The following is a 25,351-nucleotide window of genomic DNA, read 5'->3' as shown; positions in this document are numbered from 1 at the left end:
ATGTCACAGAGCTAGTTTCATGCCTACGTGGCTGGCGACGAAGCCCAGCCGTTCGTAGAACCGGTGCGCGTGCTCGCGGCTGGCGTCGGTGGTCAGCTGCACCAGGCCGCAGCCGCGGGAGCGCGCCTCCGCGATGGCGAACTCCACCATCCGCTGACCGAGGCCGCCGCCGCGCTGGTGCTTGCTCACCCGCACCGCCTCGATCTGCGCCCGCCACATGCCCAGCCGGGACAGGCCGGGGATGAAGGTCAGCTGGAGGGTGCCGACGACCTCGCCGTCTGCCTCGGCCACCAGCAGCAGCTGGTTCGGGTCGGCGTCCAGGGCGGCGAAGGCCTCCTGGTAGGCCGGGTCGCCCGGTCGCTCCCGGCCCGCGCCCAGCTGGTCGTCGGCCAGCATGGCCACGATGGCCGTCACGTCGGCCGCGCGTGCTCGCCGGAACTCCGGCTCTACCCCAGAAGACATGGCCCCAAGCCTGCCATCGAAGGTTCAACTGGACGTATGTCCCTGATCATCGGCGCTGGTTAGTTTCGGGGCTCATGAGCCAGATCACATCTCGTGCAGTGAAAACCCTGCTCGCCGCCCTGATCATGCTGGCCTCCCTGCTCGTGCCCGTCGCGGGTTCCGCCACCGCCGGCACGCTGTCGGTGAGCGCGGCCTGCGGGGACACCTCCGGATTCCGGCGCACCAACCTCTCCGCCCTGCCCAGCCAGGCCCGCGACACGGTCAACCTGATCAAGAAGGGCGGGCCCTACCCCTACCCGCAGGACAACACCGTCTTCCAGAACCGGGAGCGCCTGCTGCCGCTGTGCTCGGCCGGCTACTACCGCGAGTACACCGTGAAGACCCCCGGCATCAGCCACCGCGGCGCCCGCCGGATCGTCAAGGGCAACGCCAGCGAGTTCTTCTACACCGCCGATCACTACCGCTCGTTCGTGCTGGTCAACATCAACGCCTAGGGAAACCTTGGCGGACACGCCCCCGGCTGCATCACCCACAAGGCCGGACACGGCACACTGAAGGGGTAACCGTGGTCCAGGGGCGAGGAGTGCGACGTGTACCGGGTGTTCGAGGCGCTCGACGAGCTGGTCACCATCGTCGAGGAGGCACGGGGAGTCCCGATGACCTCCGGTTGCGTGGTGCCGCGCGGTGACGTCCTTGAGCTGCTGGACGACGTCCGCGACGCCATCCCCGCTGAGCTGGACGACGCGCAGGACGTGCTGGACCACCGGGACGAGGTGCTGACCAAGGCCCGGACCGAGTCCGAGACGTCGGTGTCCGCGGCGCGGGCCGAGGCGGAGCAGACCGTGTCGCAGGCCCGGGCCGAGGCCGAGCACATGCTGGCCGAGGCCCGGGCCCGCGCGGAGCGGATGGTGTCGGAGGCCCAAGCCGAGGCCGAGCGCACGGTCACCGCGGGCCGCCGCGAGTACGAGGACCTGGTCGGCCGGTCCCAGGACGAGGCGGACCGGATGATCCAGGCCGGGCGCACCAGCTACGAGCGCGCCGTGGAAGAGGGCCGCGCCGAGCAGGCCAGGCTGGTCGAGCAGACCGAGGTGGTGCGCGCCGCGCACGCCGAGGCCAGCCGCCTGGTGGACGCCGCCAACGCCGAGTCCGAGCGGCTGCGCGGGGAGTGCGACGCCTACGTCGACAGCAAGCTCGCCGACTTCGAGGACCTGCTCGGGCGCACCCTGCGCACCGTGACCAAGGGCCGCCAGCAGCTGCGCGGGCCGATCGGCGGGCCCTCCGCGGTGCCCTTCGACTACCAGGACGGCTATCGTGAGGAGGAGGTCGGCGGCCGCCTGCGCCGCTGATTTCCCTCCGCGCGTGCTCGTCCCGTACCCTGTTCAGGTTGCACGAGCACGCGTAGCGCGACCCCCTTTTGAAGACTGTGAGCATGTCCAGACACCACTCCGCCGACATCCGGCGCACCCCGTCCGGGCCCTGGGTCATCGACACCAGGGACCTCGGCCGTCGTGCCGGGCTGAGCCGTAGGTACCACCGCACGGTGACCACCGACGGTGACTTCGGCCTGGACCTGATCAGGTTGGCTCCCGGCCAGGACGTCGATGTCGAGGTGCTGGCCGAGGCGGTCGTGGAAGGCGTGTTGATCTCCGGGAGCGTGAGCGGTCCGACGACCGCGGAGTGCTCCCGCTGTCTCGACCCGTTCACGGGTGAGGTGGAGATCAGGCTGACCGAGCTGTTCGCTTACCCGGACAGCGCCACGGACGCCAGCACGGACGAAGACGAGGTCAGCCGGATCGTGGATGATCTGGTCGATCTTGAACCGGTGGTGCGGGACAGCTTGCTGACCGCGTTGCCGTCCTCGCCGCTGTGCACCCCGGACTGCAAGGGATTGTGTCCGGAGTGCGGCGGCAAGTGGGCCGATCTCGGCCCGAACCACACGCATGAGACGATGGATCCTCGCTGGGCCGCGCTACAGAAGCGGTTCGGCGGGACCGAGGAGGAGAACTAGTCGTGGCCGCTCCGAAGCGCCGTATGTCGCGGTCCAACACGCGTTCGCGGCGGGCCCAGTGGAAGGCCACCGCGCCGACGCTGGTCGCCTGCGAGAACCGTGCGTGCCGCAAGCCGAAGCTCCCGCACACCGCATGCCCCACCTGTGGCCAGTACGACGGCCGCCAGGTCGCCCGGCCGGCCTGATCGGGCGGGCGGGCATGGGAAGCAAGGGATCCCGAGGCCAGCCAAGTGACCGCAGCCTGCTGCTGAAGGCGCTCGGCGTCGATCTCGACGCCGAGCTGCTCACCCTCTCGCTGACCCACCGCTCGTACGCGTACGAGAACGGTGGGTTGCCCCCCAACGAACGGCTTGAGTTCCTGGGGGACGCGGTGCTCGGACTGGTGATCACTGATCACCTGTACCGGACGCATCTGGATCTGCCGGAGGGCCAGCTCGCGAAGCTCCGGGCCAGCGTGGTGAACATGCACGCGCTGGCCGGGGTGGCTCGTGAGCTGGGCCCCGGCGGGCTGGGTGCGCACCTGCTGCTGGGCAAGGGCGAGGAACTCACCGGCGGCCGGGACAAGGCGAGCATCCTGGCCGACGGGCTGGAAGCCGTGATCGGCGCGGTCTACCTGCAACACGGGGTGGAGGCCGCGCGTGCCCTGGTGCACCGGTTGTTCGACCGGCCGCTGGCTGAGGCCCCGCTGCGGGGTGCGGGCCTGGACTGGAAGACCAGCCTCCAGGAGCTGACCGCCGCCGCCGCGCTCGGCGTGCCCGAGTACCGGGTGGACGAGTCAGGGCCGGACCACCGCAAGGAGTTCGAGGCGACGGTGCTGGTCGGCGGGCGACCGCTGGGCAACGGCGATGGCCGGACCAAGAAGGAAGCCGAGCAGAAGGCCGCCGAGGCGGCCTGGCGCACGCTGTCCGAGCAGGTCCGGGTGGCCGCCGAGGAGAAGGCGGCCGCGGCGGGCGGCGAGACCGGCAAGCCGGAGGGCAACGGCAACGGCAAGGCCGCGCACTAGTGGCCTGAGCCGGAGGCTCGCCAGCCCCGGCTGGCACTGGCTTTACTCAAAGACGCGTCAAGGTGACTTGACGCGTCTTTGCTGTTTTCCTGCGGTAGACCACACCGGCCAGGTAGCTTTCGTTCGGCTACGGGCCTCTCAGGGGCCAGTACGGGCGTTCCGGGACGGCGCGGGTGGGTTTCTCAACAGCGTTGTCAACGACTCGCCCGAGGGGCGGAGCGCGCGGAGGGAGTGGGAGTGCCTGAGCTGCCCGAGGTGGAGGTCGTCCGGCTGGGTCTGGACCGGCACGTGGTCGGCCGCACGGTGGCCGCGGTCGAGGTGCTGCACCCGAGGGCGATCCGGCGGCACGAGCCGGGGCCGCTGGACTTCGCGGGCCGGTTGGCCGGGCGCACGCTGCACGCCGCGGTGCGCCGGGGCAAGTACCTGTGGCTGGAATTGGACGGGCGGACCGAGGCGCTGCTGACCCACCTCGGCATGAGCGGGCAGATGCTGGTGCAGCCGGCGGGCACGGCGGATGAGAAGCACCTGCGGGTGCGGATCAGCTTCGCCGACGGCGGGCCGGAGCTGAGGTTCGTGGACCAGCGGACCTTCGGCGGCCTGGCGGTGGCCGAGCTGGCCGAGGTGGACGGGGCGCTGCTGCCGGACCCGGTGGCGCACATCGGCCGTGATCCGATGGACCCGGACTTCGACCTCGAACGGGCGGTGGCCGCGCTGCGGGCCAAGCGGACCGAGCTGAAGCGGGCGCTGCTGGACCAGACGCTGGTGTCCGGCATCGGCAACATCTACGCCGACGAGGCTCTCTGGAGAACTCGGCTGCACTGGGCCCGTCCCACCGCCACGCTGACCCGCCCGGCCGCGAGGGAGGTCCTGGGCGCCGCGACGGCGGTGATGGCCGAGGCATTGGGCGCGGGTGGGACGTCCTTCGATTCACTCTACGTAAACGTGAACGGACAGTCGGGATACTTCGACCGTTCGCTCGCCGTTTACGGAAAGGCTGGGCAGCCCTGCCCCCGCTGTGGCACTCTGATCGTGCGCGAGCCGTTTATGAACAGGTCTTCGTATTTCTGCCAGAGTTGTCAGCGACGGCCGGTGACGCGCCAACGTTAAATCTATCCCAAGTTTCCCTGGGAAAAATGTCAACTTACGCCGAAGTAGATTCCGTCACGTTGTTTCGCGGACTGAGCTGCTTAGTCTCTTGAACCAAAAAAGTGGGCGGGCCCGAGGTTCGGGCTCGCCCACTTGGTGGTGCTAGCTGATCTTGGCTCAGCCGGACTTGAGCTGGCTCCTGAGCTGGCTGGTGGCCCACTCGAAGCTGGTCGCGGGGCTGGGTTCACCAGGGCGAACCGACAGCTCCTTGATGCTGTCGATCAGCATCAGCACTGCCCGGACCGAAGGTAGGATCATCTGACCTTCTCGGGTGAGCCGGGCACCAGCGGGATCGCGGGTGAACAGCTTGGTCCCGAGGGACTGCTCTAGAGACTTGATCTGGTAACTGATTGCGGGCTGTGAATACCCGAGGGACTTCGCCGCCAGGTCCATACGGCCGAGGTCCGCAATCGAGACGAAAGCCCGGAACTCCCGCTCGTGCATTGTTTCTCCCCAGTGTCGCGCTGCGCTAAGGGCCCCAACGTGTCCGGCAGAAGTGCCCCGGATCACGCCATAATGAGGACATTACCAACGGCTCATGTGGAAGTCCACCGTTTGGGTACCCGTACCTCCGAGCGGAGTACAAAGTTACTCCCGGTTCACTACGGAGCGCCGTTGGGCACCGCAAAGTAGTGAGCGGATCGGGCAAAGCGCCGGGACAACCGGCTGGCAGGAACGCCGAACGCTCGTTCGCTGACTTACCTCATCACAGTCGCATCTCGGGGCGGTATATGTCCAGCCACATCGTTATGTCGAGCAGCCGCTCCACGAACTGCCGGGTGGCCCGGTCGATGAGCGCGGGCGCCGCGGTGGCCACCGCGCGCACCCAGTCCCGCTCGATCAGGTCGAAGACCGGGGTGTCCCGCCTGGCCAGCAGCTCGTGCAGCTGGTCCTGCACCGCGAGCAGGTACTTCACGTCCTGGGTCGACGGGTAGGGGCTCTTGCGCCGCTCCAGCACGGCCCTGGGCAGCAGCCCGTCGGCGGCCCCGCGCAGCAGGCTCTTCTCCTTGCCGTCAAAGGTCTTCAGCGCCCACGGCGTGTTGTAGACGTACTCGACCAGGCGGTGGTCGCAGAAGGGCACCCGCACCTCCAGCCCGGTGGCCATGCTCATCCGGTCCTTGCGGTCGAGCATGTTGGTCAGGAACTGGCTCAGGTGCACGTGGCAGATCCGGCGCAGCCGCTGCTCGCGCTCGTCGTCGGAGTCCAGCACCGGCGCCTGGGCCAGCGCGTCGGCGTAGCCCTGGCGCAGGTGGCCGGGCACGTCCAGCCGCGCGGCCAGCCCGGCGTTGACCAGCGGCCTGCTCTGGCTCTGCGCGCCGCCGATGCCGTGGATCCACGGGTAGATCGGGGCCTGCTGGGCGCCCTCGTCGTGGAACCACCAGTAGCCGGCGAACACCTCGTCCGCGGACTCCCCGGACAGCGCCACCGTGGCGCGGGCGCGGGCGGCCCGGAACAGCAGCAGCAGGGAGACGTCCATCTCGCCCATGCCGGTGGGCAGGTCGCGGGCACGCACCGCGGCCGCCCGGTTGGCCGGGTCGGCCAGCTCGGTGTGGTCGAGCACCAGGTCGGCGTGCTCGGTGCCGACGTAGCGGGCGACCTGTTTGACGAAGGGCGCGTCCAGGCTGTCCTGCAGCACGTGCGGCACGAAGCCGTCCTGCTCGCCTGCGAAGGAGACCGCGAAGGTGCGCGGGATCTCGCCGTGCTCGTGCAGCACCTCGGCGGCCAGCGCGGTGAGCACGCTGGAGTCCAGGCCGCCGGAGAGCAGCACGCACTGCGGCACGTCGGCGACCAGCTGGCGGCGGGCGATGTCGTGCAGCAGCTCGCGCACCCGGGCCACCGTCTCCGGCACGCCGTCGGGGTGCGGGGCCGCGGTCAGCCGCCAGTAGGTCCGCTCGCGCAGGCCGCGGCGGTCCAGCACGGCCAGCGTGCCGGGCTTGAGCTCGCGCATGCCGGACCACACCGCGGAGCCGGGCACCTTGACGAAGCCGAAGATCTCCCGCAGCCCGTCCTCATCGAGCACCTTGCGCGCCAACGGGTTGGCCAGGATCGCCTTGGGCTCGGAGCCGAAGAGCAGGCCGTCCGGGGTGGGGTAGAGGAACATCGGCTTGACGCCGAACCGGTCGCGGGCCAGCAGTAGCCGCTCTTGCCGGTCGTCCCAGATCGCGAAGGCGAACATGCCGTTGAGGCGCTCCACCAGGTCCTCGCCCCACTCCAGGTAGGCGGCGAGCACCACCTCGGTGTCGCTGACCGTGCGGAAGCGGTGGCCGCGGCCGCGCAGCTCGGCGCGCAGCTCGCGGTAGTTGTAGACCTCGCCGCTGTAGGAGAGCACCACCGCGCCGCCGGGGGTCTCGGCGATCATCGGCTGGGTCCCGCCCGGCAGGTCGAGCACGGCCAGCCTGCGGTGGCCGAGCCCGGCGTGCCTGCCGGTCCACAGGCCCTCACCATCTGGACCGCGGGCGGCCAGGGTGGCCGTCATGGCACGCAGGGTGACGGTCTCGTTGGTCAGGTCCCGGTCATAGGACACCCAGCCGGTCACACCGCACATGGAGCGCCTCCTCGCGCTTGGTCCCACGCCTTGGACAGGGAAGTTACCTACTTCCGAGTCGGGTTGGTTCCGCCGAGCAGACCTGTTCTCAGACGAGTGAGCCGACCGGGCAGATGCATGCGCAACGTAACCGCATCCGACCATCGGACCCCCTCGATGGGTGGAAAACGGGCGAGAGGTGGCTCACCGGGCGCGTAAAGATCACGTCAATGCCACGGTCGGTGCCGTCAAGGAGTCATCAGGCCCGGTCAGCGGCCCGGAACCGGGATGCACGCTGACGCCCGATGTGAACGACCTAGTCGAAAGGGGAGCGCGCAGATGGCCGACCTGGCCTACGCCGTGCTGCTGATCGGTGGCTTCCTCGTCCTGGCGCTGACGCTGCGCGGACTGGAGCGGCTGTGAGCACCGCCGCTGTGTTCAACCTGGTGGGCGGGGTAGTCGCGCTCTTCCTGCTGGTCTACCTGTTCGTCGCGCTGATCCGACCGGAGAAGTTCTGATGACCTCCCTCTGGACCGGCCTGATCCAGGTCGGCCTGCTGCTCGTCGCGCTCGCGGCGGCCTACCGCCCGCTTGGCGACTACATGGCCAGGGTGTACGAGGACAAGCGGCACTGGCGGCTGGAGCGTGGCGTCTACGCGATCGTTCGGGTGAACCCGGAGACCGAGCAGCGCTGGACCACCTACGCCGCCGGCGTGCTCGGCTTCTCCTTCGTCTCGGTGGTGCTGCTCTACCTGTTGCAGCGCCTGCAGAACTGGCTGCCGTTCGGCTTCGACCGGGAGGTCAACCCGGCCACCGCGTTCAACACCGCGGTCAGCTTCGTGACCAACACCAACTGGCAGTCCTACGTGCCGGAGCAGACCCTCGGGCACTCGGCGCAGATGGCCGGGCTGACCGTGCAGAACTTCGTCTCCGCCGCGGTGGGCATGGCGGTCGCGGTCGCGGTGGTGCGCGGGTTCGTCCGGGCCAAGACCGACCGGCTGGGCAACTTCTGGGTGGACCTGGTGCGCGGCTGCGTGCGGATCCTGCTGCCGCTGTCGGTGCTGGCCGCGATCGTGCTGCTGGCCTTCGGCGCGGTGATGAGCCTGTCCTCGGGCGTCACGGTGACCACCCTGGACGGGCAGCAGCACGTGCTCTCGCTGGCCCCGGTGGCCAGCCAGGAGGCGATCAAGGAACTGGGCACCAACGGTGGCGGCATCCTCAACGCCAACTCCGCGCACCCGTTCGAGAACCCGAACTCCTGGACCAACCTGTTCCAGATCTTCCTGATCCTGCTCATCCCGGTCGCGCTCACCCGCACCTTCGGCAAGCTGGTCAACGACGTCAAGCAGGGCTACGTGCTGATCGGCGTGATGGGCCTGCTGTTCTCGATCATGACCACGGTGGCCTGGTGGGCGGAGAGCAACCCGAACGGGCTGGCCGCGCTGGCCGCCGGGGGCGCGATGGAGGGCAAGGAGGTCCGCTTCGGCATCCCGGGCTCCTCGTTGTTCGCGGTGGCCACCACCGGCACCTCCACCGGCGCGGTGAACTCGCTGCACGACAGCATGACCGGGCTCGGCGGCGGGGTGGCCCTGCTGAACATGCTGCTCGGCGAGGTCGCGCCGGGCGGGGTCGGGGCCGGCCTGTACGGCATCCTGGTGCTCGCGGTGATCGCGGTGTTCCTGGCCGGGCTGATGGTCGGCCGCACCCCGGAGTACCTGGGCAAGAAGCTGGGGCGCAAGGAGATCACCGCCGCGGCCATCGCCATGCTGGCCATGCCGACCGTGGTGCTGATCGGGGCCGGCCTCGCGCTGGCGCTGCCGGACACCCAGGGCGCGCTGGGCAACCCCGGCGCGCACGGGCTCTCCGAGGTGCTCTACGCCTTCGCCTCGGCGGGCAACAACAACGGCAGTGCCTTCGGCGGGCTCACCGTCACCAGCGACTTCTTCCAGGTGGCGCTGGGACTGGCCATGCTCTTCGGCCGGTTCGTGCCCATCCTGGCCGTGCTCACCCTGGCCGGAGCCCTTGCCCAGCAACGTAAGGTGCCGCCCTCGGCGGGCACCCTGCCCACCTCGGGCCCGCTGTTCGCCGGGATGCTCACCGGCACCGTCGTCCTCGTCGCCGCGCTGACCTTCCTGCCCGCGCTGGCCCTCGGTCCCATCGCGGAGGCCCTGTCATGACCGCACCCACCACCGAACAGCCCCAGCGCACCCCGGCGCAGGCACAGCACGTGCACGCCGAGCGCACCGGCCGGGTCTCGGCCGGGGTGTTCAACCCGCGCCAGCTGCTGGTCTCGCTGCCGGACGCGCTGCGCAAGCTCGACCCCCGGCACCAGCTGCGCAACCCGGTGATGTTCGTGGTCTGGGCCGGATCCGTGCTCAGCACCATCTTCGCCATCGTGCAGCCGGACGTGTTCAGCGTGGCCACCGCGGCCTGGCTGTGGTTCACCGTGGTCTTCGCCAACCTGGCCGAGGCGGTGGCCGAGGGCAGGGGCAAGGCGCAGGCGGAGTCGCTGCGCAAGATGAAGACCGACACCGTCGCCTACCGGCTGCTGCCGGGGCTCAAGGTGGCGGGCGCGGCCAAGGCGACCAGCCTGACCGTGGAGGAGCTGGCCGCCAACCGGCTGGCGCCGGGTGACCTGGTGCTGGTGGAGGCCGGTCAGGTCATCCCTGGCGACGGCGACATCGTGGACGGCATCGCCACCGTGGACGAGTCGGCCATCACCGGTGAGTCCGCGCCGGTGATCAGGGAGTCCGGCGGCGACCGGTCCGCGGTCACCGGCGGCACCACCGTGCTCTCCGACCGGATCATCGTCAAGATCACCTCCAAGCCGGGGGAGACCTTCGTCGACCGGATGATCGCGCTGGTGGAGGGCGCGCAGCGGCAGAAGACGCCGAACGAGGTGGCGCTGACCATCCTGCTGTCCGTGCTGACCATCATCTTCCTGCTGGTGGTCGTGGCGCTCCAGCCGATGGCGGCCTACTCCGGCTCGCAGCAGTCGGTGATCGTGCTGGTCGCGCTGCTGGTCTGCCTGATCCCGACCACCATCGGCGCGCTGCTGTCCGCGATCGGCATCGCGGGCATGGACCGGCTGGTGCAGCGCAACGTGCTGGCCAAGTCCGGGCGTGCGGTGGAGGCGGCAGGCGACATCGACGTGCTGCTACTGGACAAGACCGGCACCATCACCTTCGGCAACCGGCGGGCCACCGAGCTGCTGCCGGTGGCCGGGTCCACTGTGGACGAGCTGGCCGCGGCCGCGCGGCTGGCCAGCCTGGCCGACCAGACGCCGGAGGGGCGCAGCATCGTCGAGCTGTGCGTCCAGGAGTTCGGGCTCAACCCCGAGGCCAGTGCGATGGAGGCGGCGGCCGAGTCGGTGCCGTTCACCGCGCAGACCCGGATGAGCGGTATCGACATCGGGAACCGGTTGGTGCGCAAGGGCGCGGGCAGCGCGGTGCGGGCCTGGGTGAGCGAGCACGGCGGCGAGGTCCCGGATGACGTCCAGGAGATCGTGGACCGGATCTCGGCCGAGGGCGGCACGCCGCTGGTGGTGGCCGAGGCCGTCGGCGGGAACGCGTTGGTGCGCGGGGTGATCCGCCTGTCCGACGTGGTCAAGCCGGGCATGAGCGAGCGGTTCGCCGAACTGCGCGCGATGGGCATCCGCACGGTCATGGTCACCGGGGACAACCCGTTGACCGCCAAGGCGATCGCGGCCGAGGCCGGGGTGGACGACTTCCTCGCCGAGGCCAAGCCCGAGGACAAGATGGCGCTGATCCGCAAGGAGCAGGAGGGCGGGCGGCTGGTCGCGATGACCGGCGACGGCACCAACGACGCGCCCGCGCTGGCCCAGGCCGACGTCGGCGTGGCGATGAACACCGGGACGGCCGCGGCCAAGGAGGCCGGGAACATGGTCGACCTGGACTCCGACCCGACCAAGCTGATCGAGATCGTGGAGATCGGCAAGCAGATGCTGATCACCCGGGGCGCGCTGACCACCTTCAGCATCGCCAACGACCTGGCCAAGTACTTCGCCATCCTGCCTGCCATGTTCATGGCCATCTACCCGCAGCTGGACTCGATCAACATCATGCGGCTGGCCACCCCGCAGTCGGCCATCATGTCCGCGGTCATCTTCAACGCGTTGATCATCATCGCGCTGATCCCGCTGGCCCTGCGCGGCGTCCGCTACACCCCGTCCAGCGCCTCCGCGCTGCTGCGGCGCAACCTGCTGATCTACGGCCTCGGCGGCATCGTCACGCCGTTCCTCGGCATCAAGCTGATCGACCTGCTGGTCGCTCTCATCCCGGGATTCGGGGGCTGAACGTGCACACCATCGGAACCCTCTGGAAGCAGACCATGGCCGGTCTGCGCGTCCTGCTCGTGCTCACCGTACTGCTGGGCGTGCTGTACCCGCTGGTCATCTGGGGTGTCGGCAGGCTGCCCGGTTTGTCGGCCAACGCGGAAGGCTCGCTGATCTACCAGGACGGCAAGCCGGTCGGCTCGGAGCTGATCGGCATCGACCTGGTCGATGAACGAGCCAAGGACGACCCGGCCAAGGACCGCTGGTTCCACAACCGGCCCTCCGCCGCCGCGGACAGCGCCACCTCCGGCGGCTCCAACAAGGCAGGCGACAACCTGGACCTGCGCAAGGCGGTCGAGGAGCGCAAGGCGCTGATCGTGCTGCGCGAGCAGGTCGACCCGGAGCGGGTGCCCGCGGACGCGGTGACCGCCTCGGCCTCCGGGCTGGACCCGCACATCAGCCCCGCCTACGCCGAGCTCCAGGCGGCCAGGGTGGCCAGGGAGAACGGGGTTGACCTGGCCTTGGTGCGGCGGCTGGTCGAGGAGAACACCAGCAGAGGAGTCGGTGATCCCGGTGTCAACGTGCTCAAGCTCAACCTCGCCGTGCAGGCCGCGCGGCGTTGATGCCCAGGATCCGGCTGGTCCAGGTGCAGACTGAACCGGTGAGCCAGGAGTACGGCAGGCGGCGGCGCCGGGGTGAGCTGCGCATCTACCTCGGCGCCGCGCCGGGCGTCGGCAAGACCTACGACATGCTGTGCGAGGCGCACCGGCGGCTGGAGCGCGGCACCGACGTGGTGGTCGGTTACCTTGAGACGCACGGCAGGGAGAAGACCGCGGCGCTGGTGCGCGGGCTGGAAGTGTTGCCGCGCAAGGAGATGAGCCACCGCGGGGTGGAGCTGACCGAGCTGGACATCGACGGGCTGCTGGCCCGCGCGCCCGAGGTCGCGGTGGTCGACGAGCTGGCGCACACCAACGCGCCCGGCTCGCGCAACACCAAGCGCTGGCAGGACATCGAGGAGCTCCTCGAGGCCGGGATCGACGTGCTGTCCACGGTGAACGTGCAGCACCTGGAGTCGCTCAACGACGTGGTGCAGCGGATCACCGGGGTGCCGCAGCGGGAGACCGTGCCGGATGAGGTGGTGCGCCGGGCCGAGCAGGTCGAGCTGGTCGACGTCACCCCGGAGGCGCTGCGGCGGCGGATGGCGCACGGCAACATCTACCCCGCGCACAAGATCGACGCCGCGCTGGGCAACTACTTCCGGCCAGGCAACCTGACCGCGCTGCGCGAGCTGGCGCTGCTGTGGGTGGCCGACCAGGTCGACGTGGCGTTGCAGCGCTACCGGGCCGAGCACGAGATCACCGACACCTGGGAGACCAGGGAGCGGGTGGTGGTCGCGGTGACCGGCGGGCCGGAGAGCGAGACGCTGATCCGCCGGGCCAGCCGGATCGCCAACCGGGCAGGCGCGGAACTCCTGGCGCTGCACATCCTGCGCGGCGACGGGCTGGCCGGGGTGCCCGCGCAGGCGGTGACGCGCTGCCGGAAGCTGGCCGACGACGTGGGCGCCACCTTCCACACCGTGGTCGGCGACGACGTGCCCACCGCGCTGCTGGACTTCGCCAGGGGGGTCAACGCGACCCAGCTGGTGCTGGGCACCTCGCGGCGCAGCCGGGCGGCCCGCGCCTTCGACGAGGGCGTCGGGTCCAGGGTGGTGCAGCAGTCGGGGCCGATCGACGTGCACATGGTCACCCACGACGAGGCAGGCGGCGTGCTGCGGCGGCACGGCACCGTGCCGCGCAGCGTGATCACGCCGTGGCGCAAGGCCCTCGGCTGGGTCGCCGCGCTGCTGCTGCCCGCGCTGGTCACCATGATCGGGGTGGTGGCGCAGGAGACGCTGAGCATCTCCACCGACGTGGTCGGCTACTTCCTGGCCGTGGTGGTGGTGGCGCTGATCGGCGGGGTCGGCCCAGCGGTGCTGACCGCGGTGCTCAGCGGGTTGCAGCTGAACTTCTTCTTCAGCCCGCCGCTGTACACCCTGGACATCGCCAACGAGGAGAACGTGATCACCATCATCGCGATGGTGGTGGTCGCGGTGCTGGTCGCGCTGGTGGTGGACCGGGCAGGGCGGCGGGCCGAGCAGGCGGCCAAGGCGCGCACCGAGGCCGCGCTGCTGGCCTCCTACGCGCGCACCGTGCTCACCCATCCCGAGCCGCTGCAACGGCTGCTGGAGAAGATCATCGAGAACTTCGGGCTGACCTCGGCGGCGATGCTGGAGGAGCGCGCGGACGACGAGTGGTACGTGGTCGCCGCGGCGGGCCCCGACCCGGCCACTGACCCGGACCAGGCCGACGTGGACGTGCTGATCAGCAGCGAGGTGCACCTGGCGCTCAAGGGCCGCGCGCTGCCCGCGGCCGACCGGGGCCTGCTGGAGGCGGTGGCCGGGCAGGCGCTGCTGGCGTTGCGGCAGCAGCGGCTCACCGTGAAGACCGCGGCCGCCGAGCGCAAGGCGGCCACCACCGAACTGCGCACCGCGCTGCTGTCCGCGGTGGGCCACGACCTGCGCACCCCGCTCACCTCGATCAAGGCCGCGATCAGCAGCCTGCGCGACCCCGAGCTCAGACTGTCCGAAGTGGACACCGCTGACCTGCTGGCCACGGTGGAGGAGTCGGCGGACCGGCTGGTCGGACTGGTGGACAACCTGCTCGACTCCTCCCGGCTGGCCACCGGCGCGGTGACCCCGCAGCTGCGCGCGGTCGGCTACTACGAGGTGGTGGCGCGGGCGCTGCGCGGCGTGGACGACCCGGCCAAGGTCGAGGTCGAGGTGGACGAGAGCCTGGCCCCGGTGTGCGCCGACGTCGGCCTGCTGGAACGGGTGATCGCGAACGTGGTGGACAACGCGCTGCGGCACGGCAGGCGGGCCGGGCGGGACGGCCCCGTGGTGGCGGTGCGGGCCAGCGCGCACGCCGACCGGGTCGAGCTGCGCGTGGTCGACCAGGGCGCGGGTCTGCCCAAGGGCGCCGCGGCCACCGTGTTCCAGCCGTTCCAGCGCTTGAACGACCGCGACACCCGGGGCGTCGGCCTGGGGTTGAGCGTGGCGAAGGGATTCACCGAGGCGATGGGTGGCAGCATCCATGCCGAGGACACCCCGGGCGGTGGGCTCACCGTGGTGATCTCGCTGCCCGCCTACCGGATGGCCGAAGAGGAGACAGCCGGATGACCAAGGTCCTGGTCGTCGACGACGAACCGCAGATCGTGCGGGCGTTGCGGATCAACCTGACCGCCCGCGGCTACCAGGTGCTGACCGCGCACGACGGCGCCACCGCGCTCAAGGCCGCCGCCGAGGGCAAACCCGACGTGGTGGTGCTGGACCTGGGCCTGCCCGACATCGACGGCACCGAGGTCATCTCCGGCCTCCGCGGCTGGACCAGGGTCCCCATCCTGGTCCTCTCCGCCCGCACCGACTCCACCGACAAGGTCGAGGCCCTGGACGCCGGCGCGGACGACTACGTCACCAAACCCTTCGGCATGGACGAGCTGCTGGCCCGCCTGCGCGCCGCGGTCCGCCGCGCCAGCAACACCGGCGAGGAGGAGGAACCCGTGGTGCAGACGGCTTCCTTCTCGGTGGACCTGGCGGCGAAGAAGGTGCTCAAGGATGGGGCGGAGGTGCACCTGACGCCCACCGAGTGGGGGGTGCTGGAGGTGCTGGTGCGCGGGCGCGGGCGGCTGGTCGCGCAGCGGCAGCTGTTGCAGGAGGTGTGGGGGCCGAACTACGCGACGGAGACGCATTATCTGCGCGTGTACCTGGCGCAGCTGCGCCGCAAGCTCGAGCCGGAGCCCGCGCACCCGCGGCACCTGCTCACCGAACCCGGCATGGGGTACCGCTTCGAGCCGTGAGAGGTGCCGGGGTACCGCACACACGCGTCGTAGACCACAACGAACGACACTCAGGTCAGACCCATCTCCTGGGTCAACGCGGTCAGCTCGTCGGCTGCCTCGCGTCGACGTTGGTCATCGCGGCGCAGGTAGGCCAGCAGTGAGGTGACCCGGATCCGGCGGTGCTTGCCCACCTTGCGGTAGTCGATCTCGCCGGCGTCGAGCAGGCCGATCAGGTACGGGCGGGACACGTTCAGCAGGTCGGCGGCCTGCTGGGTGGTGAGCTCGGCGTTGGTGGGCACCACGGAAACGCCCTGGCCGGCGGCCATGTGCGCCAGGATGCGGGCGAACAGCTCGACCGCGCCGCGGGGCACGACGAGCTCCTCGCCGTCCTCGGCCACCCGCAGGCGGACCTCCCTCGGGCCGTCCGGGTGCCGGGTCAGGTAGTCGGTGACCCGGGCCAGGGCGACGTCGGCGGTGCGGACGTCGTCCTCACCGGGCTGGACCTGGTCGTTCAGCAGTGTTGTCATGGGCACCTCCGCTAAACGAATTATCCGCAACAGGCGAAGCAAGCGCAACTGGGTCGTCGGTGGGCGGTGCCTGGGTCAGGATCGGTGTGGCCGGTCGGCGGTGCGCTCTTCGGTCCGGCGTGGACCTCCGGGAATTCCCCGTATTCACCCCAAGATCGGTTACCTGGACTTACTTGATTAAGTTACCGGGAATGGGCCAAATGGCCGCGGTTGGGCCGTTCGAGTCATCCTCGGGTCTTCCGGGCAGCATAAGCACAGAACCGGTTGACACCCGTCCGCGGGCGGCACAAAACTGGGCCACGGTCCTTGTGTGGCCGTTGTGTGAGGGGAAAAGGGGTGGGGATCCCGACGCGTTCCACGTGCTGAGGCGATCAATCGCGATGTGCTGTTGATCGTTTTCGCCGTGGTTTCTGGGGGCCTTGTTTCGGCATGTGCTCTTTTCCTTGAACGCCGCTGTTTCGAGGAATGGAGGTGGCATGCCCGTCACGCCGACCTATCCAGGCGTCTACATCGAGGAGCTGCCCAGCCGCGTCCGCACGGTCACCGCGGTGTCGACCTCGGTGACCGCCTTCGTCGGCTACACCAGCCGCGGCCCGGTCAACGAGGCCGTCACGATCACCAGCTTCGCCGGCTTCGAGCGCCGGTTCGGCGGCCTGGCCGGCGCCAGCGCGGTCAGCTACGCGGTGCAGCAGTTCTTCCTCAACGGTGGCAGCACCGCCGTGGTCGTCCGGGTCGCCAAGGGCGCCGAGCACGCCACCGCCGGGATCTACAACCGCGGCGAGGGCGGCAAGAAGCACGTGCTGACCTTGCGCGCCCGCGAGCCCGGGACCTGGGGAAACGGGCTCCGCGTCGCTGTTGACCACGGCACCCCGACGCCGGATGCCACCTTCAACCTGCACCTGTCCCACCCCAGCGGGCAGCGGGAGTCCTTCACCGACCTGTCCATGGACGCCGAGCACGAGCGGCACGTGGCCGAGGTGGTCAACGGCAGCTCGCGGCTGGTCACGGTCACCGTCGAGGGCAGCCCGGCGGCCGGTCAGCGGCCGGACCAGGTCGGCACCTCCTCGGCGAAGTTCCCCGACGGGCCGCCCGACCCCTCCGGCGAGCTGGAGGTCTCGGTGCTCGGCGGGTCGACGGTGCACAAGCTGACCCTGGTTAAACAGGGCGATCCCAAGCCCGCCAACCTGATCGAGCTGGCGCTGCTGCTGGAGAACCGGCTGCGCACGCTGCCGGACGCGCCTGGTGAGCGGACCTTCGGCGCGGCCACGGTCACCGTGCGCGGGCAGCGCCTGCAGGTCGTCTCCGGCGCGGCTGACGCGGGTGTGGTGCTCAAGCTGGAAGGCGCGGTGGGCAACAACCTCGGCTTCGGCGGCGGGCGCAACGTCACCGCCTACGCCTTCGGTGGCGCGGAGAACGAGAGCCAGGCGCCCGGCACCCCCGGCGGCGACGGCGACCTGCCCGGACACACCGAGCTGATCGGCAACGAGGGCGCCAAGACCGGGCTATACGCGCTGCGCGACATCGAGGACGTGGGTCTGCTCGCGCTGCCCGAGGCGGCCGCGCTGCCCGGCGACACCGGCCTGACCCGGATGGTCGACGTGCTCGGCCACGCCAGCAGGCTGTGCCGGACCAAACGGATGTTCCTGCTGGTGGACAGCCCGGCGGCGTGGCGGAGTGTGGACGACGTGCGGGCGAACCTGCACCGCCTCGGCTCGATCCGCAGCGACCACGCCGCGCTCTACTTCCCCCGCCTCCAGCTGCTCGACCCGCTCAGCGGCAGGCTGCGCGCGTTCCCGCCCTCCGGCGCGGTCGCCGGGGTGATGGCCCGCACCGACGCCGAACGCGGCGTGTGGAAGGCGCCCGCGGGCACCGAGACCAGGCTCAGCGCGGTGCAGGGCCTGACCGTGCCGATGACCGATCCGGAGAACGGCCTGCTCAACCCGCTCGCGGTGAACTGCGTGCGGTCCTTCCCGGTGATCGGCCCGGTGGTCTGGGGCGCGCGCACCCTGGACGGGGCGGACGCGATCGCCTCGCAGTGGAAGTACGTGCCGGTCCGGCGCACCGCGCTGATGATCGAGGAAAGTCTCTACCGCGGCACGAAGTGGGTCGTTTTCGAACCCAACGACGAACGCTTGTGGGCGCAAATTCGGCTGAATGTCGGCGCATTCATGCACTCGCTGTTCGAGCGCAGCGCATTCCAGGGCACCTCGGCCCGGGATGCCTACTTCGTGAAATGCGACAAGGACACCACGACGCAGAACGACATCAACAGCGGCGTGGTGAATGTCCTGGTCGGCTTCGCCCCGTTGAAACCGGCGGAGTTCGTGATCATCAAGATCGAACAGCTCGCCGGACAGATCGAGGTGTAGGGATGGCCGAGTTCACCGTCAACCCACAGCGGTTCGACCCGTACAAGAACTTCAAGTTCCTGGTGGTCTGCGACGGCCGCGTGGTGGCAGGCGTGTCCAAGATCAGCCCGCTCAAGCGCACCACCGAGGTGGTCAAGCACCGCAGCGGCGGCGACGCCAGCTCACCGCGCAAGTCCGCGGGCCGCACCGAGTTCGAGGCGATCACCCTGGAGCGCGGGGTCACCCACGACCCGGACTTCGACCGCTGGGCGAACAAGGTCTGGCTGGTCGGCCAGGGCAGGGGCGCGGAGGTCTCACTGCGCGACTTCCGCAAGGACATCGTCATCCAGGTGCTCAACGAGGCAGGTCAGGTGGCCTTGGCGTACAAGGTCTACCGGGCGTGGCCGAGTGAGTACCAGGTGCTGGGCGAGCTGGACGCGAACGCCAACGCGGTGGCCATCCAGAGCCTGAAGCTGGAGTGCGAGGGCTGGGAACGGGACTACGAGGTCGCCGAGCCCGAGGAACCCTCGCTCAGCAACCCGGCCTGATCCGATGACCTCGGCGAGCGAGCTGCTGGCGGCCTGGGAGCACGGACTGCCGTCCGGGCACACCCAGCGGGCGCTGCTGCTGCACCGGATGGCCCGCCCGGCTGCCGGTGCGGAGGAGCTGCTCGGCGTGCCGGTCGGGCAGCGGGACCGGGAGCTGTTCGGCCTGCGCCGCGAGCTCTTCGGCGACCGGCTCAACGGACGGCTGTGCTGCCCGGGCTGCGCCGAGGAGCTGGAGTTCGACTTCACCGCGGGCGCGGTGCTGGCCATCGACCCGGCCGCTGAACCGGTCTGGGTGGAACACGGCGGTTACCGGGTGCGGGTGCGGCCACCCACGCCCGCCGACGTGCTGGCCGCGGGGCAGGCGGGCCGGGACGTGCGCGGGGAGCTGCTGCGCCGGATCGTGCTGATCGCCACCCACAACGGGAAACCGGTTGGCGCGGACGAGCTGCCGCCGCCGGCGCGGGCCGCGGTGGCCTCGGCCGCCGCCGAGCTGGACCCGGCCGCCGAGGTGCTGCTGGACGTGCCGTGTGTGGCCTGCGGCAGCCGGGCCAGGGCGCTGCTGGACATCGCCGGCTACCTGTGGGCCGAGCTGGACTCCTGGGCCCGCGGCCTGCTCCTGGAGGTGCACGCGCTGGCCTGCGCCTACGGCTGGACCGAGCCGGAGGTGCTCGCGCTGAGCCCGGCCCGCCGCCGCCACTACCTGGAGCTGGTGGGCCATGAGTGAGCCCGACTTCCTCGACCGCCTGCTCGCCCGCTGCCTGCCCGGCGCGGGCCTGCCCACCGACGCCACGCCGGTGCGACCCCGGCTGGCCCAGCTGTTCGAACGCGGTGAACCCGCGGCGGCGGAACCCGGCTCCGCCGAGCCGCCGCGGGCCACCACCCCGGGCGTCGTAGGCCCGGGGAGCCCGGCGGCAGCGCCGAGCGCCGTCCCACCACCGGCCGCCGCACCCTCGGCGGAACCGGTTCCGGCGCACTCGCCGACGGCAGGCCCGTCGGCGACCGCGTCCGCCGGGGCCGGGCCGGTGCCGACGCCGGCGCTGCCGCCGGTGCGCACCGTGGTTGAACCGGTGCGCCACGAGATCCGTTCTGTGCACGAGAAGACCATCACGGAGCGGCGGATCCCGGTTACCGCCGCTCCTGTCCACGGGCCGGCCGATGTGGAATCCCCAGCCGCGTCGGCCGGCCCCGCAGCCCCACCGCGGCCCGGACCCCGGCTCCGGGCCGCGGTGACCTCCCGCCGGGGGCGCGCGCCGGAACCGGCCGCGCCGTCGGTGACGGTCACCATCGGCCGGGTCGAGGTCACCGCCGCGCTGCCGGAAACCCCGGCGCGGCAACGGGAGCAGCCCCGGCGGGCGGAACCGGCGGTCGGCCTGGCCGAGTACCTCGGCGGTGACCGATGAGCAACACCCTCGCCGTCGCGCACGTCACGCACGCGCTGTGCGCCTACCTGGCCCGCTCGCTGGACATCGACGTCGCGGTCAACGTGCATCCGCGGAAGCCGCCCACCGAGCCGCCGTCGGACCCGCTGATCTCGGTCTTCCTGTACCAGGTCACGCCGAACGGCTCGCTGCGCAACGCGGACGCGCCCACCAGGGACCCGGACGGCGCGGTGTTGCGCAGGCCACAGGCCGCGCTCGACCTGCACTACCTGGTCAGCTTCCACGGCGAGGAGGCCAGTTCGCTGCCGCAGCGGTTGCTGGGCAGCGTGGTGCGCGCGCTGCACGAGGGGCCGATCCTGTCCCGCAAGGACATCGAGGACGCCGCGCTGTTCCACCCGCACCTGGCGGGCAGCGACCTGGCCGCCGCGCCGCACAAGGTGCGCTTCACCCCGGCCCAGCTGGACCTGGACGATCAGTCGAAGTTGTGGTCGATGTTGTTCCAGACCCCGTACGCGCTCTCGCTGTACTACCTGGCCTCGGTGGTGCTGGTGGACGGGCGCAGCGTTCCGCAGACCGGGAAACCGGTGCTGCGCAGGCACATCCAGGTCGAGCCGTTCGTGCGGCCGGTGATCGAGCAGGTGCTCTCGCTGCCGGCCGGGGCCGCGCCGGGCGCCCAGCCGGACACCGCGCCGATCACCGGCGACCGGGACCTGGTGCTGACCGGCCTCAACCTGGGCCGTCCCGACCCGGTGGCGCTGGTCGGCGGGCTGCCCGCGCCGGTGCGCCGGATCGCCGAGGCCCAGGTGGTGCTGGGCCAGCCGGCGAACCTGCCGCCTGGCGTGCACACCGTGCAGCTGCGCTACCCGGTCCAGCTCGATCCGGCAGGCGAGCCGAGGCCGCTGCTGGAGTCCAACGCCGCGCCGTACGTGCGCAGGCCCAAGGTGGTGCGCGCGGAACAGCAACCGGGTGAGGTGCGGGTCCGGGTGGACCTGCCGGTGCGGCCGGAGCAGCGCGCGGTGCTGCTGCTGGACGGCAGCGACGCGGGCGGCTACCAGTTCACCGCGCCGTTCCCGCTGTTCAGCGGCAGTGCGCCGGGGCACGAGTTCACCGTGCCGATCAACGAGGTGGCGCCGGGCCGCTACCTGGTGCGGGTGCAGGTGGACGGCGCGCAGAGCCCGCTGGAGTTCGCCGACGGCGCGTTCACCGGACCGAGCGTGGAGATCACCGGCTGAGGAGAGGGGGTCGGCGGGTGCATCAGGACGCGGTGGTCACGGCGGTGCGCCGGGTGCTCGCGCGCCTGGACGCGCACGCCGCCGGTCTCGGCCCAGCGGTCGAACCCGTTGCCGCGTCAGGGGAACTGACCACGCTGGATGCCCTGTGCGTGTGCTTCGGCCTGTCCGGCTTCGAGCGGGACGTGCTGCTGCTGTGCGCGGCGATGGAGCTGGACCCCAGCACCGCGGCCCGCTGCGCCGCCGCGGCCGGTGATCCGGAACGCGGCTACCCGACCTTCTCCCTGGCCCTGGCCGCGCTGGCCGAACCGCACTGGAGCGCGCTGCCGCCGGTCGCGCCGTTACGCCGCTGGCTGCTCCTGGAGCTGGACCCGGGCTCGCTGACCACGGCGCGGTTGCGGATCAGCGAGCGGGTGCTGCACTTCCTGGTCGGACTGCCCTATGTGGACAGTCGGCTGCACGGCCTGCTGCGCCGGGTCGGCGCGGAGGCGGAGCTGCCGGACTCGCAGTGGCAGGCGGCGCGGGAGCTGCTCGCGCACTGGCACGAGCCCGGCGGCCGGCCACCGGCGGAGCTGGTCGGCGCGGACGAACGCACTCGCTGGGAGGTCGCCGCGGCCGCCGCCGAACAGGGCGGGCTGTCCCTGCACGTGCTGCGCGCGGAGGACCTGCCGGGCGACCCCGCCGAGCGGGAGCTGCTGGGGCGGCTGTGGGAGCGGGAAGCGTTGCTGCTGCCGGGCGCACTGCTGCTGGAGGTCGCCGAGCCGAGTCCGAACCGGCGGGCGGCGGTGGCGCGGTTCACCGCTGGCCTCGGCGCGCCGGTGGTGGTCTCCAGCACCGACCCGGTCTCCGGCGACCACATCGGGGTCCGGATCACGGTGCCCGCGCCCACCGAGGAGGAGCAGCGGGAGCTGTGGGCCGGTGCGCTCAACGGCTCCGGCGCGGCCATGTCCGGCACTGATCTGCGCCGGCTGACCGCCCAGTTCTCCTTGCCCGGCCACGTGATCAGGGCCGCCGGTGAGTCGGTGCGCCGGGGCGCGGGCGAGGGCGGGGATCCGGCGGCGCTGGCCTGGCAGGCCGGTCTGGACCAGGCCAGGGTTGCGCTGGAGGAGCTGGGGCGGCGGGTGGCGCCGCGCGCGGAGTGGGCGGACCTGGTGCTGCCACAGGCACAGCGCACCATCCTCACCGAGATCATCGCGCACGTCCGGCAGCGCGCGGTGGTGCACCAGGACTGGGGCTTCGAGCGGGTGCTGCGCCGGGGGCTGGGCGTCACCGCGCTCTTCGCCGGGGGCAGTGGCACCGGGAAGACGCTGGCCGCCGAGGTGCTGGCCGGTCAGCTGGGCCTGGACCTGTTCGTGGTGGACCTGTCCCAGGTGGTCAGCAAGTACATCGGCGAGACCGAGAAGAACCTGCGCCGGGTCTTCGACGCGGCCGAGCGCGGCGGCGCGCTGCTGCTCTTCGACGAGGCGGACGCCCTGTTCGGCAAGCGCAGCGAGATCAAGGACAGCCACGACCGCTACGCCAACATCGAGGTCAGCTACCTGCTGATGCGGATGGAGTCCTACCGCGGCCTGGCCATCCTGACCACCAACATGAAGAAGGCCCTGGACTCGGCCTTCCTGCGGCGCATCCGGTTCGTGGTCGACTTCCCGTTCCCCGGCCCGGCCGAACGCGCCGAGATCTGGCGCCGCGTGATCCCGGCCGCCACTCCGACCGATGGCCTGGACGTGGCCCGGCTGGCCCAGCTGACGGTGGCGGGCGGCAGCATCCGCAACGTCGCGCTGTCCGCGGCCTTCCTGGCCGCCGAGGAGGGCGCCGCGCTGGGCATGCGGCACCTGCTGGCCGCCGCGCGCACCGAGTACCTGAAGCTGGAGCGCGCGCTCACCCCGCCGGAGGTGGCCGGATGGGTGTGAACATCGAGATCGGCGAGCTGTCCTTCACCGGCTTCGGCCGGGTGGACACCGAGCGGGTCGCCGAGTCCTTCCAGCGCGAGCTGACCAGGCTGCTCACCGAACATCCCGTCCGGTTCACCGGCCGGGAGATCGACCTGGTGGGCGGGGTGCCGCCGCTGCCGCCCACCAGGTCCGCCCGCGGGCTGGGCCAGGCGCTGGCCAGAGCAGTCCACAGTGGACTAATCGAGGCGGCCCCATGACCAGGTCGCTGGACCGCGGGCCCAAGCCCTCGGAGCGGAAGAAACCGGACGCCACCGCCACTCGTGTGCCCCGCGAGCTACGCGAGGTGCTCGCCGCACCCGGCCACCCGGTCGACCCGGCCCTGCGCCGAGAGCTGGAGTCCCGCCTGGGCCACGACCTCAGCCGCGTCCGGGTGCACACCGACACCGACGCCGCCACGGTCGCCGAGCTGGTCGGGGCCGAGGCGGTGACCGTCGGCCAGGACATCTTCTTCGCCAAAGGCCGCTACCGCCCGGAAACCGTCGAGGGCAGGCACCTGCTCACCCACGAGCTCCTGCACACCATCCAGACCCCGCACCCCCTCGGCGACCTGGCCGCGGGCCGCGATCCCGGCGCCGTCAGCACCCCGGACCAACCGGCCGAACGCGAGGCCGAGTCCCTGGCGGAAGCTCCCGGTGAGGTCAGGGAGAAGTCCAGGGCGGCGGGCTGGATGCGGTATGCCACGGTCACCGCCGACCAGCTGCGCACCGAGCAGCTGGACCCGGCGACGCTGGTGGACCGCTTGGTGGCGGCGGTGCTGCGGAGCCTGCGCGGGGACCCGACGGACGCGGCGGGGCGGGTGCGCGCGCAGCTGGGCCGGTTCACGCCGGAGCTGCGGGAGACGGTGCTGGCGCGGCTGGAGAACCGGTTGCCGTCCCCGGAGTACCGGCGGGTGCTGGCGCTGCTGGCGGAGGTCGACCAGTCGGCGGCGGCTCCGGAGGTGGAGACCGGTGCCGTCCCCGAGCCGGTGGTGGAAACCCCGGAGCCGCAACCGGAACCGGAGCCTGAGCCGGAAGTGGAGCCGGAACCGGAACCGGAACCCGAGCCGGAGCCGCGTCCCGAGGAGCCCAAGCCCGAGGAGCCGGAGAAGGAGCCTGAAGAGGAGAAGAAGGAGGACGCCGAGCAGGAAGACGTCGCGAAGCAGGAGACGCCCCCAGCCGAACAACCCGCCCCGGCGCAGGAAGCCGTCCCCCAGCCCGCGGCCCAGCTTCCGGCCGCCTCCGCGCCCCCGGCAGGCGCCACCCCGGCCCCCATCGCGCCCCGAGCCGAACCCCAGCAACCCCCGGCCGAGCCGGAACGCGTCGAAGCCGCTGTGACCGGCCCCGACAGCCCCCTGGCCCGCCACGGCCTGCTCGACCGCGAAGAGCCCCCGGAACAGGAAAAACCCCTCGGCCTCGAACCGGACGCCGAGTCCGAAGTGGACACCCCGGACCCCGAGCCGCCCCCGGAACCGGTCGAGCCCGAGCTGAAGCCGGAGGACCACCTTCCAGCGGCTGACCTGGATGTCTCCCGGGTGCCGACGGCGGATCAGGTGACGCTGTCCGCGAGCGGGACGCCGCCGGTTCCGAGCTTCCCCGCACCGCCGCCGACCAAGGCGGAGCAGACTCCCGAACCGTCCGAAGTGGACGATCCAGAGCCCGAGCAGCCGACCGTCGATCCGGCGACGCCCATGGCGGAACAGGAGCCCGCGGCGGCAGAACCCGCGATCCCGGGAACGCCCGCCGCGGCACCATCCGTCGCCGAGCCCCTCGTTGCCGAGACCCGCTCGCCGGTCGCCGCAGCCCCGGCGACCTCCGCTCCGGAGCCCGCCGGTCCGCTGTCCGCGGCCGCCGAGCCCGCCGCCTCAGCCCCGGAAACCGCCGTCCCAGCCCCGGAAACCACCGACCTAGCCCCGGAAATCGCTACGCCTGCCCCCGCCGCCACACTTGCCCCCGCCGCCACGCCTGGCCCCGCCGCCGCCGGGCCTGGCCTTGCTCCAGCCGGGCCTGCCCCTGCGCCCGCTGGCCCCGCCTCCACCGCCCCCGCCCCCGCTTCCCCCGCCTCCGCCTTTGCGCCCGCGGGT

General features: G+C 71.4%; 25 protein-coding genes. 21 read left to right on the top strand and 4 right to left on the bottom strand.

Annotation, left to right across the window (positions count from 1 at the left end):
- Nucleotides 1–3 precede the first annotated feature (3 nt).
- Nucleotides 4–462, bottom strand: a complete 459-nt coding sequence (locus tag M8C13_RS42575) for a GNAT family N-acetyltransferase (RefSeq protein WP_252486533.1) — start codon at nucleotides 460–462, stop codon at nucleotides 4–6.
- A gap of 74 nt (nucleotides 463–536) precedes the next feature.
- On the opposite strand from M8C13_RS42575, the gene M8C13_RS42570 reads away from it, so the two are divergent.
- From M8C13_RS42570 to mutM, 6 genes are all read left to right on the top strand, one after another.
- Complete coding sequence (locus M8C13_RS42570; protein WP_252486532.1) at nucleotides 537–956, top strand: ribonuclease domain-containing protein; 420 nt, start codon at nucleotides 537–539, stop codon at nucleotides 954–956.
- A 96-nt stretch (nucleotides 957–1,052) separates the two neighbouring features.
- Entirely contained in the window at nucleotides 1,053–1,808 is a 756-nt protein-coding gene (locus M8C13_RS42565; RefSeq protein ID WP_252486531.1) for a DivIVA domain-containing protein, read from the top strand.
- 83 nt (nucleotides 1,809–1,891) lie between these two features.
- Nucleotides 1,892–2,470 (top strand): DUF177 domain-containing protein, encoded by a 579-nt coding sequence (locus tag M8C13_RS42560; RefSeq protein ID WP_252486530.1) that lies wholly within the window; start codon nucleotides 1,892–1,894, stop codon nucleotides 2,468–2,470.
- A 2-nt stretch (nucleotides 2,471–2,472) separates the two neighbouring features.
- The gene (rpmF, locus tag M8C13_RS42555) at nucleotides 2,473–2,655 is read left to right on the top strand and encodes a 50S ribosomal protein L32 (protein WP_185009150.1); all 183 of its coding nucleotides are present in this window, start codon (nucleotides 2,473–2,475) and stop codon (nucleotides 2,653–2,655) included.
- Nucleotides 2,656–2,669: 14 nt separating this feature from the next.
- Nucleotides 2,670–3,473, top strand: a complete 804-nt coding sequence (gene rnc, locus M8C13_RS42550; RefSeq protein WP_252486529.1) for a ribonuclease III — start codon at nucleotides 2,670–2,672, stop codon at nucleotides 3,471–3,473.
- A gap of 237 nt (nucleotides 3,474–3,710) precedes the next feature.
- Complete coding sequence (gene mutM, locus M8C13_RS42545; protein WP_252486528.1) at nucleotides 3,711–4,580, top strand: bifunctional DNA-formamidopyrimidine glycosylase/DNA-(apurinic or apyrimidinic site) lyase; 870 nt, start codon at nucleotides 3,711–3,713, stop codon at nucleotides 4,578–4,580.
- Between the two features lie 156 nt (nucleotides 4,581–4,736).
- On the opposite strand, the gene M8C13_RS45220 is transcribed toward mutM, so the two are convergent.
- Nucleotides 4,737–5,063 carry a LysR family transcriptional regulator gene (locus M8C13_RS45220; RefSeq protein ID WP_086787003.1) on the bottom strand — a complete coding sequence of 109 codons (327 nt, stop codon included), beginning with the start codon at nucleotides 5,061–5,063 and terminating at the stop codon, nucleotides 4,737–4,739.
- Between the two features lie 262 nt (nucleotides 5,064–5,325).
- Nucleotides 5,326–7,164, bottom strand: a complete 1,839-nt coding sequence (gene asnB, locus M8C13_RS42535) for an asparagine synthase (glutamine-hydrolyzing) (RefSeq protein WP_252486527.1) — start codon at nucleotides 7,162–7,164, stop codon at nucleotides 5,326–5,328.
- 267 nt (nucleotides 7,165–7,431) lie between these two features.
- Between asnB and M8C13_RS44950 the strand changes: the two genes are divergently transcribed.
- From M8C13_RS44950 to M8C13_RS42505, 7 genes are read left to right on the top strand one after another with little or no spacing between them, the layout of a single operon-like run.
- Nucleotides 7,432–7,566: a hypothetical protein gene (locus M8C13_RS44950; RefSeq protein WP_256510665.1), complete on the top strand. Its 135-nt coding sequence runs from the start codon at nucleotides 7,432–7,434 to the stop codon at nucleotides 7,564–7,566.
- Nucleotides 7,563–7,661 (top strand): K(+)-transporting ATPase subunit F, encoded by a 99-nt coding sequence (kdpF, locus tag M8C13_RS42530; protein ID WP_252486526.1) that lies wholly within the window; start codon nucleotides 7,563–7,565, stop codon nucleotides 7,659–7,661. The genes M8C13_RS44950 and kdpF overlap by 4 nt, the downstream gene beginning before the upstream one ends.
- The gene (kdpA, locus tag M8C13_RS42525) at nucleotides 7,661–9,319 is read left to right on the top strand and encodes a potassium-transporting ATPase subunit KdpA (protein WP_252486525.1); all 1,659 of its coding nucleotides are present in this window, start codon (nucleotides 7,661–7,663) and stop codon (nucleotides 9,317–9,319) included. Before kdpF ends, kdpA begins: the two co-directional genes overlap by 1 nt.
- Complete coding sequence (gene kdpB, locus M8C13_RS42520) at nucleotides 9,316–11,457, top strand: potassium-transporting ATPase subunit KdpB (RefSeq protein WP_252486524.1); 2,142 nt, start codon at nucleotides 9,316–9,318, stop codon at nucleotides 11,455–11,457. The genes kdpA and kdpB overlap by 4 nt, the downstream gene beginning before the upstream one ends.
- Before the next feature lie 11 nt (nucleotides 11,458–11,468).
- Entirely contained in the window at nucleotides 11,469–12,059 is a 591-nt protein-coding gene (locus tag M8C13_RS42515) for a potassium-transporting ATPase subunit C (RefSeq protein ID WP_252486545.1), read from the top strand.
- Between the two features lie 38 nt (nucleotides 12,060–12,097).
- The gene (locus M8C13_RS42510; protein ID WP_252486523.1) at nucleotides 12,098–14,650 is read left to right on the top strand and encodes a sensor histidine kinase KdpD; all 2,553 of its coding nucleotides are present in this window, start codon (nucleotides 12,098–12,100) and stop codon (nucleotides 14,648–14,650) included.
- Nucleotides 14,647–15,327, top strand: a complete 681-nt coding sequence (locus M8C13_RS42505) for a response regulator (protein WP_252486522.1) — start codon at nucleotides 14,647–14,649, stop codon at nucleotides 15,325–15,327. The genes M8C13_RS42510 and M8C13_RS42505 overlap by 4 nt, the downstream gene beginning before the upstream one ends.
- Before the next feature lie 50 nt (nucleotides 15,328–15,377).
- Here M8C13_RS42505 and M8C13_RS42500 read toward each other — a convergent pair whose 3' ends face one another.
- On the bottom strand, nucleotides 15,378–15,836 hold the full coding sequence (locus M8C13_RS42500) for a helix-turn-helix domain-containing protein (protein ID WP_252486521.1): 459 nt from the start codon (nucleotides 15,834–15,836) through the stop codon (nucleotides 15,378–15,380).
- A 476-nt stretch (nucleotides 15,837–16,312) separates the two neighbouring features.
- Between M8C13_RS42500 and M8C13_RS42495 the strand changes: the two genes are divergently transcribed.
- The 8 genes from M8C13_RS42495 to M8C13_RS42460 form a co-directional block, all read left to right on the top strand.
- The gene (locus M8C13_RS42495; protein ID WP_252486520.1) at nucleotides 16,313–18,205 is read left to right on the top strand and encodes a phage tail sheath C-terminal domain-containing protein; all 1,893 of its coding nucleotides are present in this window, start codon (nucleotides 16,313–16,315) and stop codon (nucleotides 18,203–18,205) included.
- Between the two features lie 2 nt (nucleotides 18,206–18,207).
- On the top strand, nucleotides 18,208–18,732 hold the full coding sequence (locus tag M8C13_RS42490) for a phage tail protein (protein WP_252486519.1): 525 nt from the start codon (nucleotides 18,208–18,210) through the stop codon (nucleotides 18,730–18,732).
- Nucleotides 18,733–18,736: 4 nt separating this feature from the next.
- The gene (locus M8C13_RS42485) at nucleotides 18,737–19,456 is read left to right on the top strand and encodes a hypothetical protein (protein ID WP_252486518.1); all 720 of its coding nucleotides are present in this window, start codon (nucleotides 18,737–18,739) and stop codon (nucleotides 19,454–19,456) included.
- The gene (locus tag M8C13_RS42480) at nucleotides 19,449–20,132 is read left to right on the top strand and encodes a hypothetical protein (protein ID WP_252486517.1); all 684 of its coding nucleotides are present in this window, start codon (nucleotides 19,449–19,451) and stop codon (nucleotides 20,130–20,132) included. Before M8C13_RS42485 ends, M8C13_RS42480 begins: the two co-directional genes overlap by 8 nt.
- Nucleotides 20,129–21,343 (top strand): Pvc16 family protein, encoded by a 1,215-nt coding sequence (locus tag M8C13_RS42475; RefSeq protein WP_252486516.1) that lies wholly within the window; start codon nucleotides 20,129–20,131, stop codon nucleotides 21,341–21,343. The genes M8C13_RS42480 and M8C13_RS42475 overlap by 4 nt, the downstream gene beginning before the upstream one ends.
- Nucleotides 21,344–21,360: 17 nt before the next feature.
- The gene (locus tag M8C13_RS42470) at nucleotides 21,361–23,250 is read left to right on the top strand and encodes an ATP-binding protein (protein WP_252486515.1); all 1,890 of its coding nucleotides are present in this window, start codon (nucleotides 21,361–21,363) and stop codon (nucleotides 23,248–23,250) included.
- On the top strand, nucleotides 23,241–23,489 hold the full coding sequence (locus tag M8C13_RS42465) for a hypothetical protein (protein ID WP_252486514.1): 249 nt from the start codon (nucleotides 23,241–23,243) through the stop codon (nucleotides 23,487–23,489). The genes M8C13_RS42470 and M8C13_RS42465 overlap by 10 nt, the downstream gene beginning before the upstream one ends.
- The coding region (locus M8C13_RS42460) for a DUF4157 domain-containing protein (RefSeq protein WP_252486513.1) at nucleotides 23,486–25,351 on the top strand (1,866 nt) is incomplete at its 3' end. The genes M8C13_RS42465 and M8C13_RS42460, both read left to right, overlap by 4 nt.

The organism is Crossiella sp. SN42 (assembly GCF_023897065.1).
In the GTDB taxonomy this organism is placed as follows: Bacteria; Actinomycetota; Actinomycetes; order Mycobacteriales; family Pseudonocardiaceae; genus Crossiella.
This window is presented reverse-complemented; position numbering and strand designations above follow the sequence as displayed.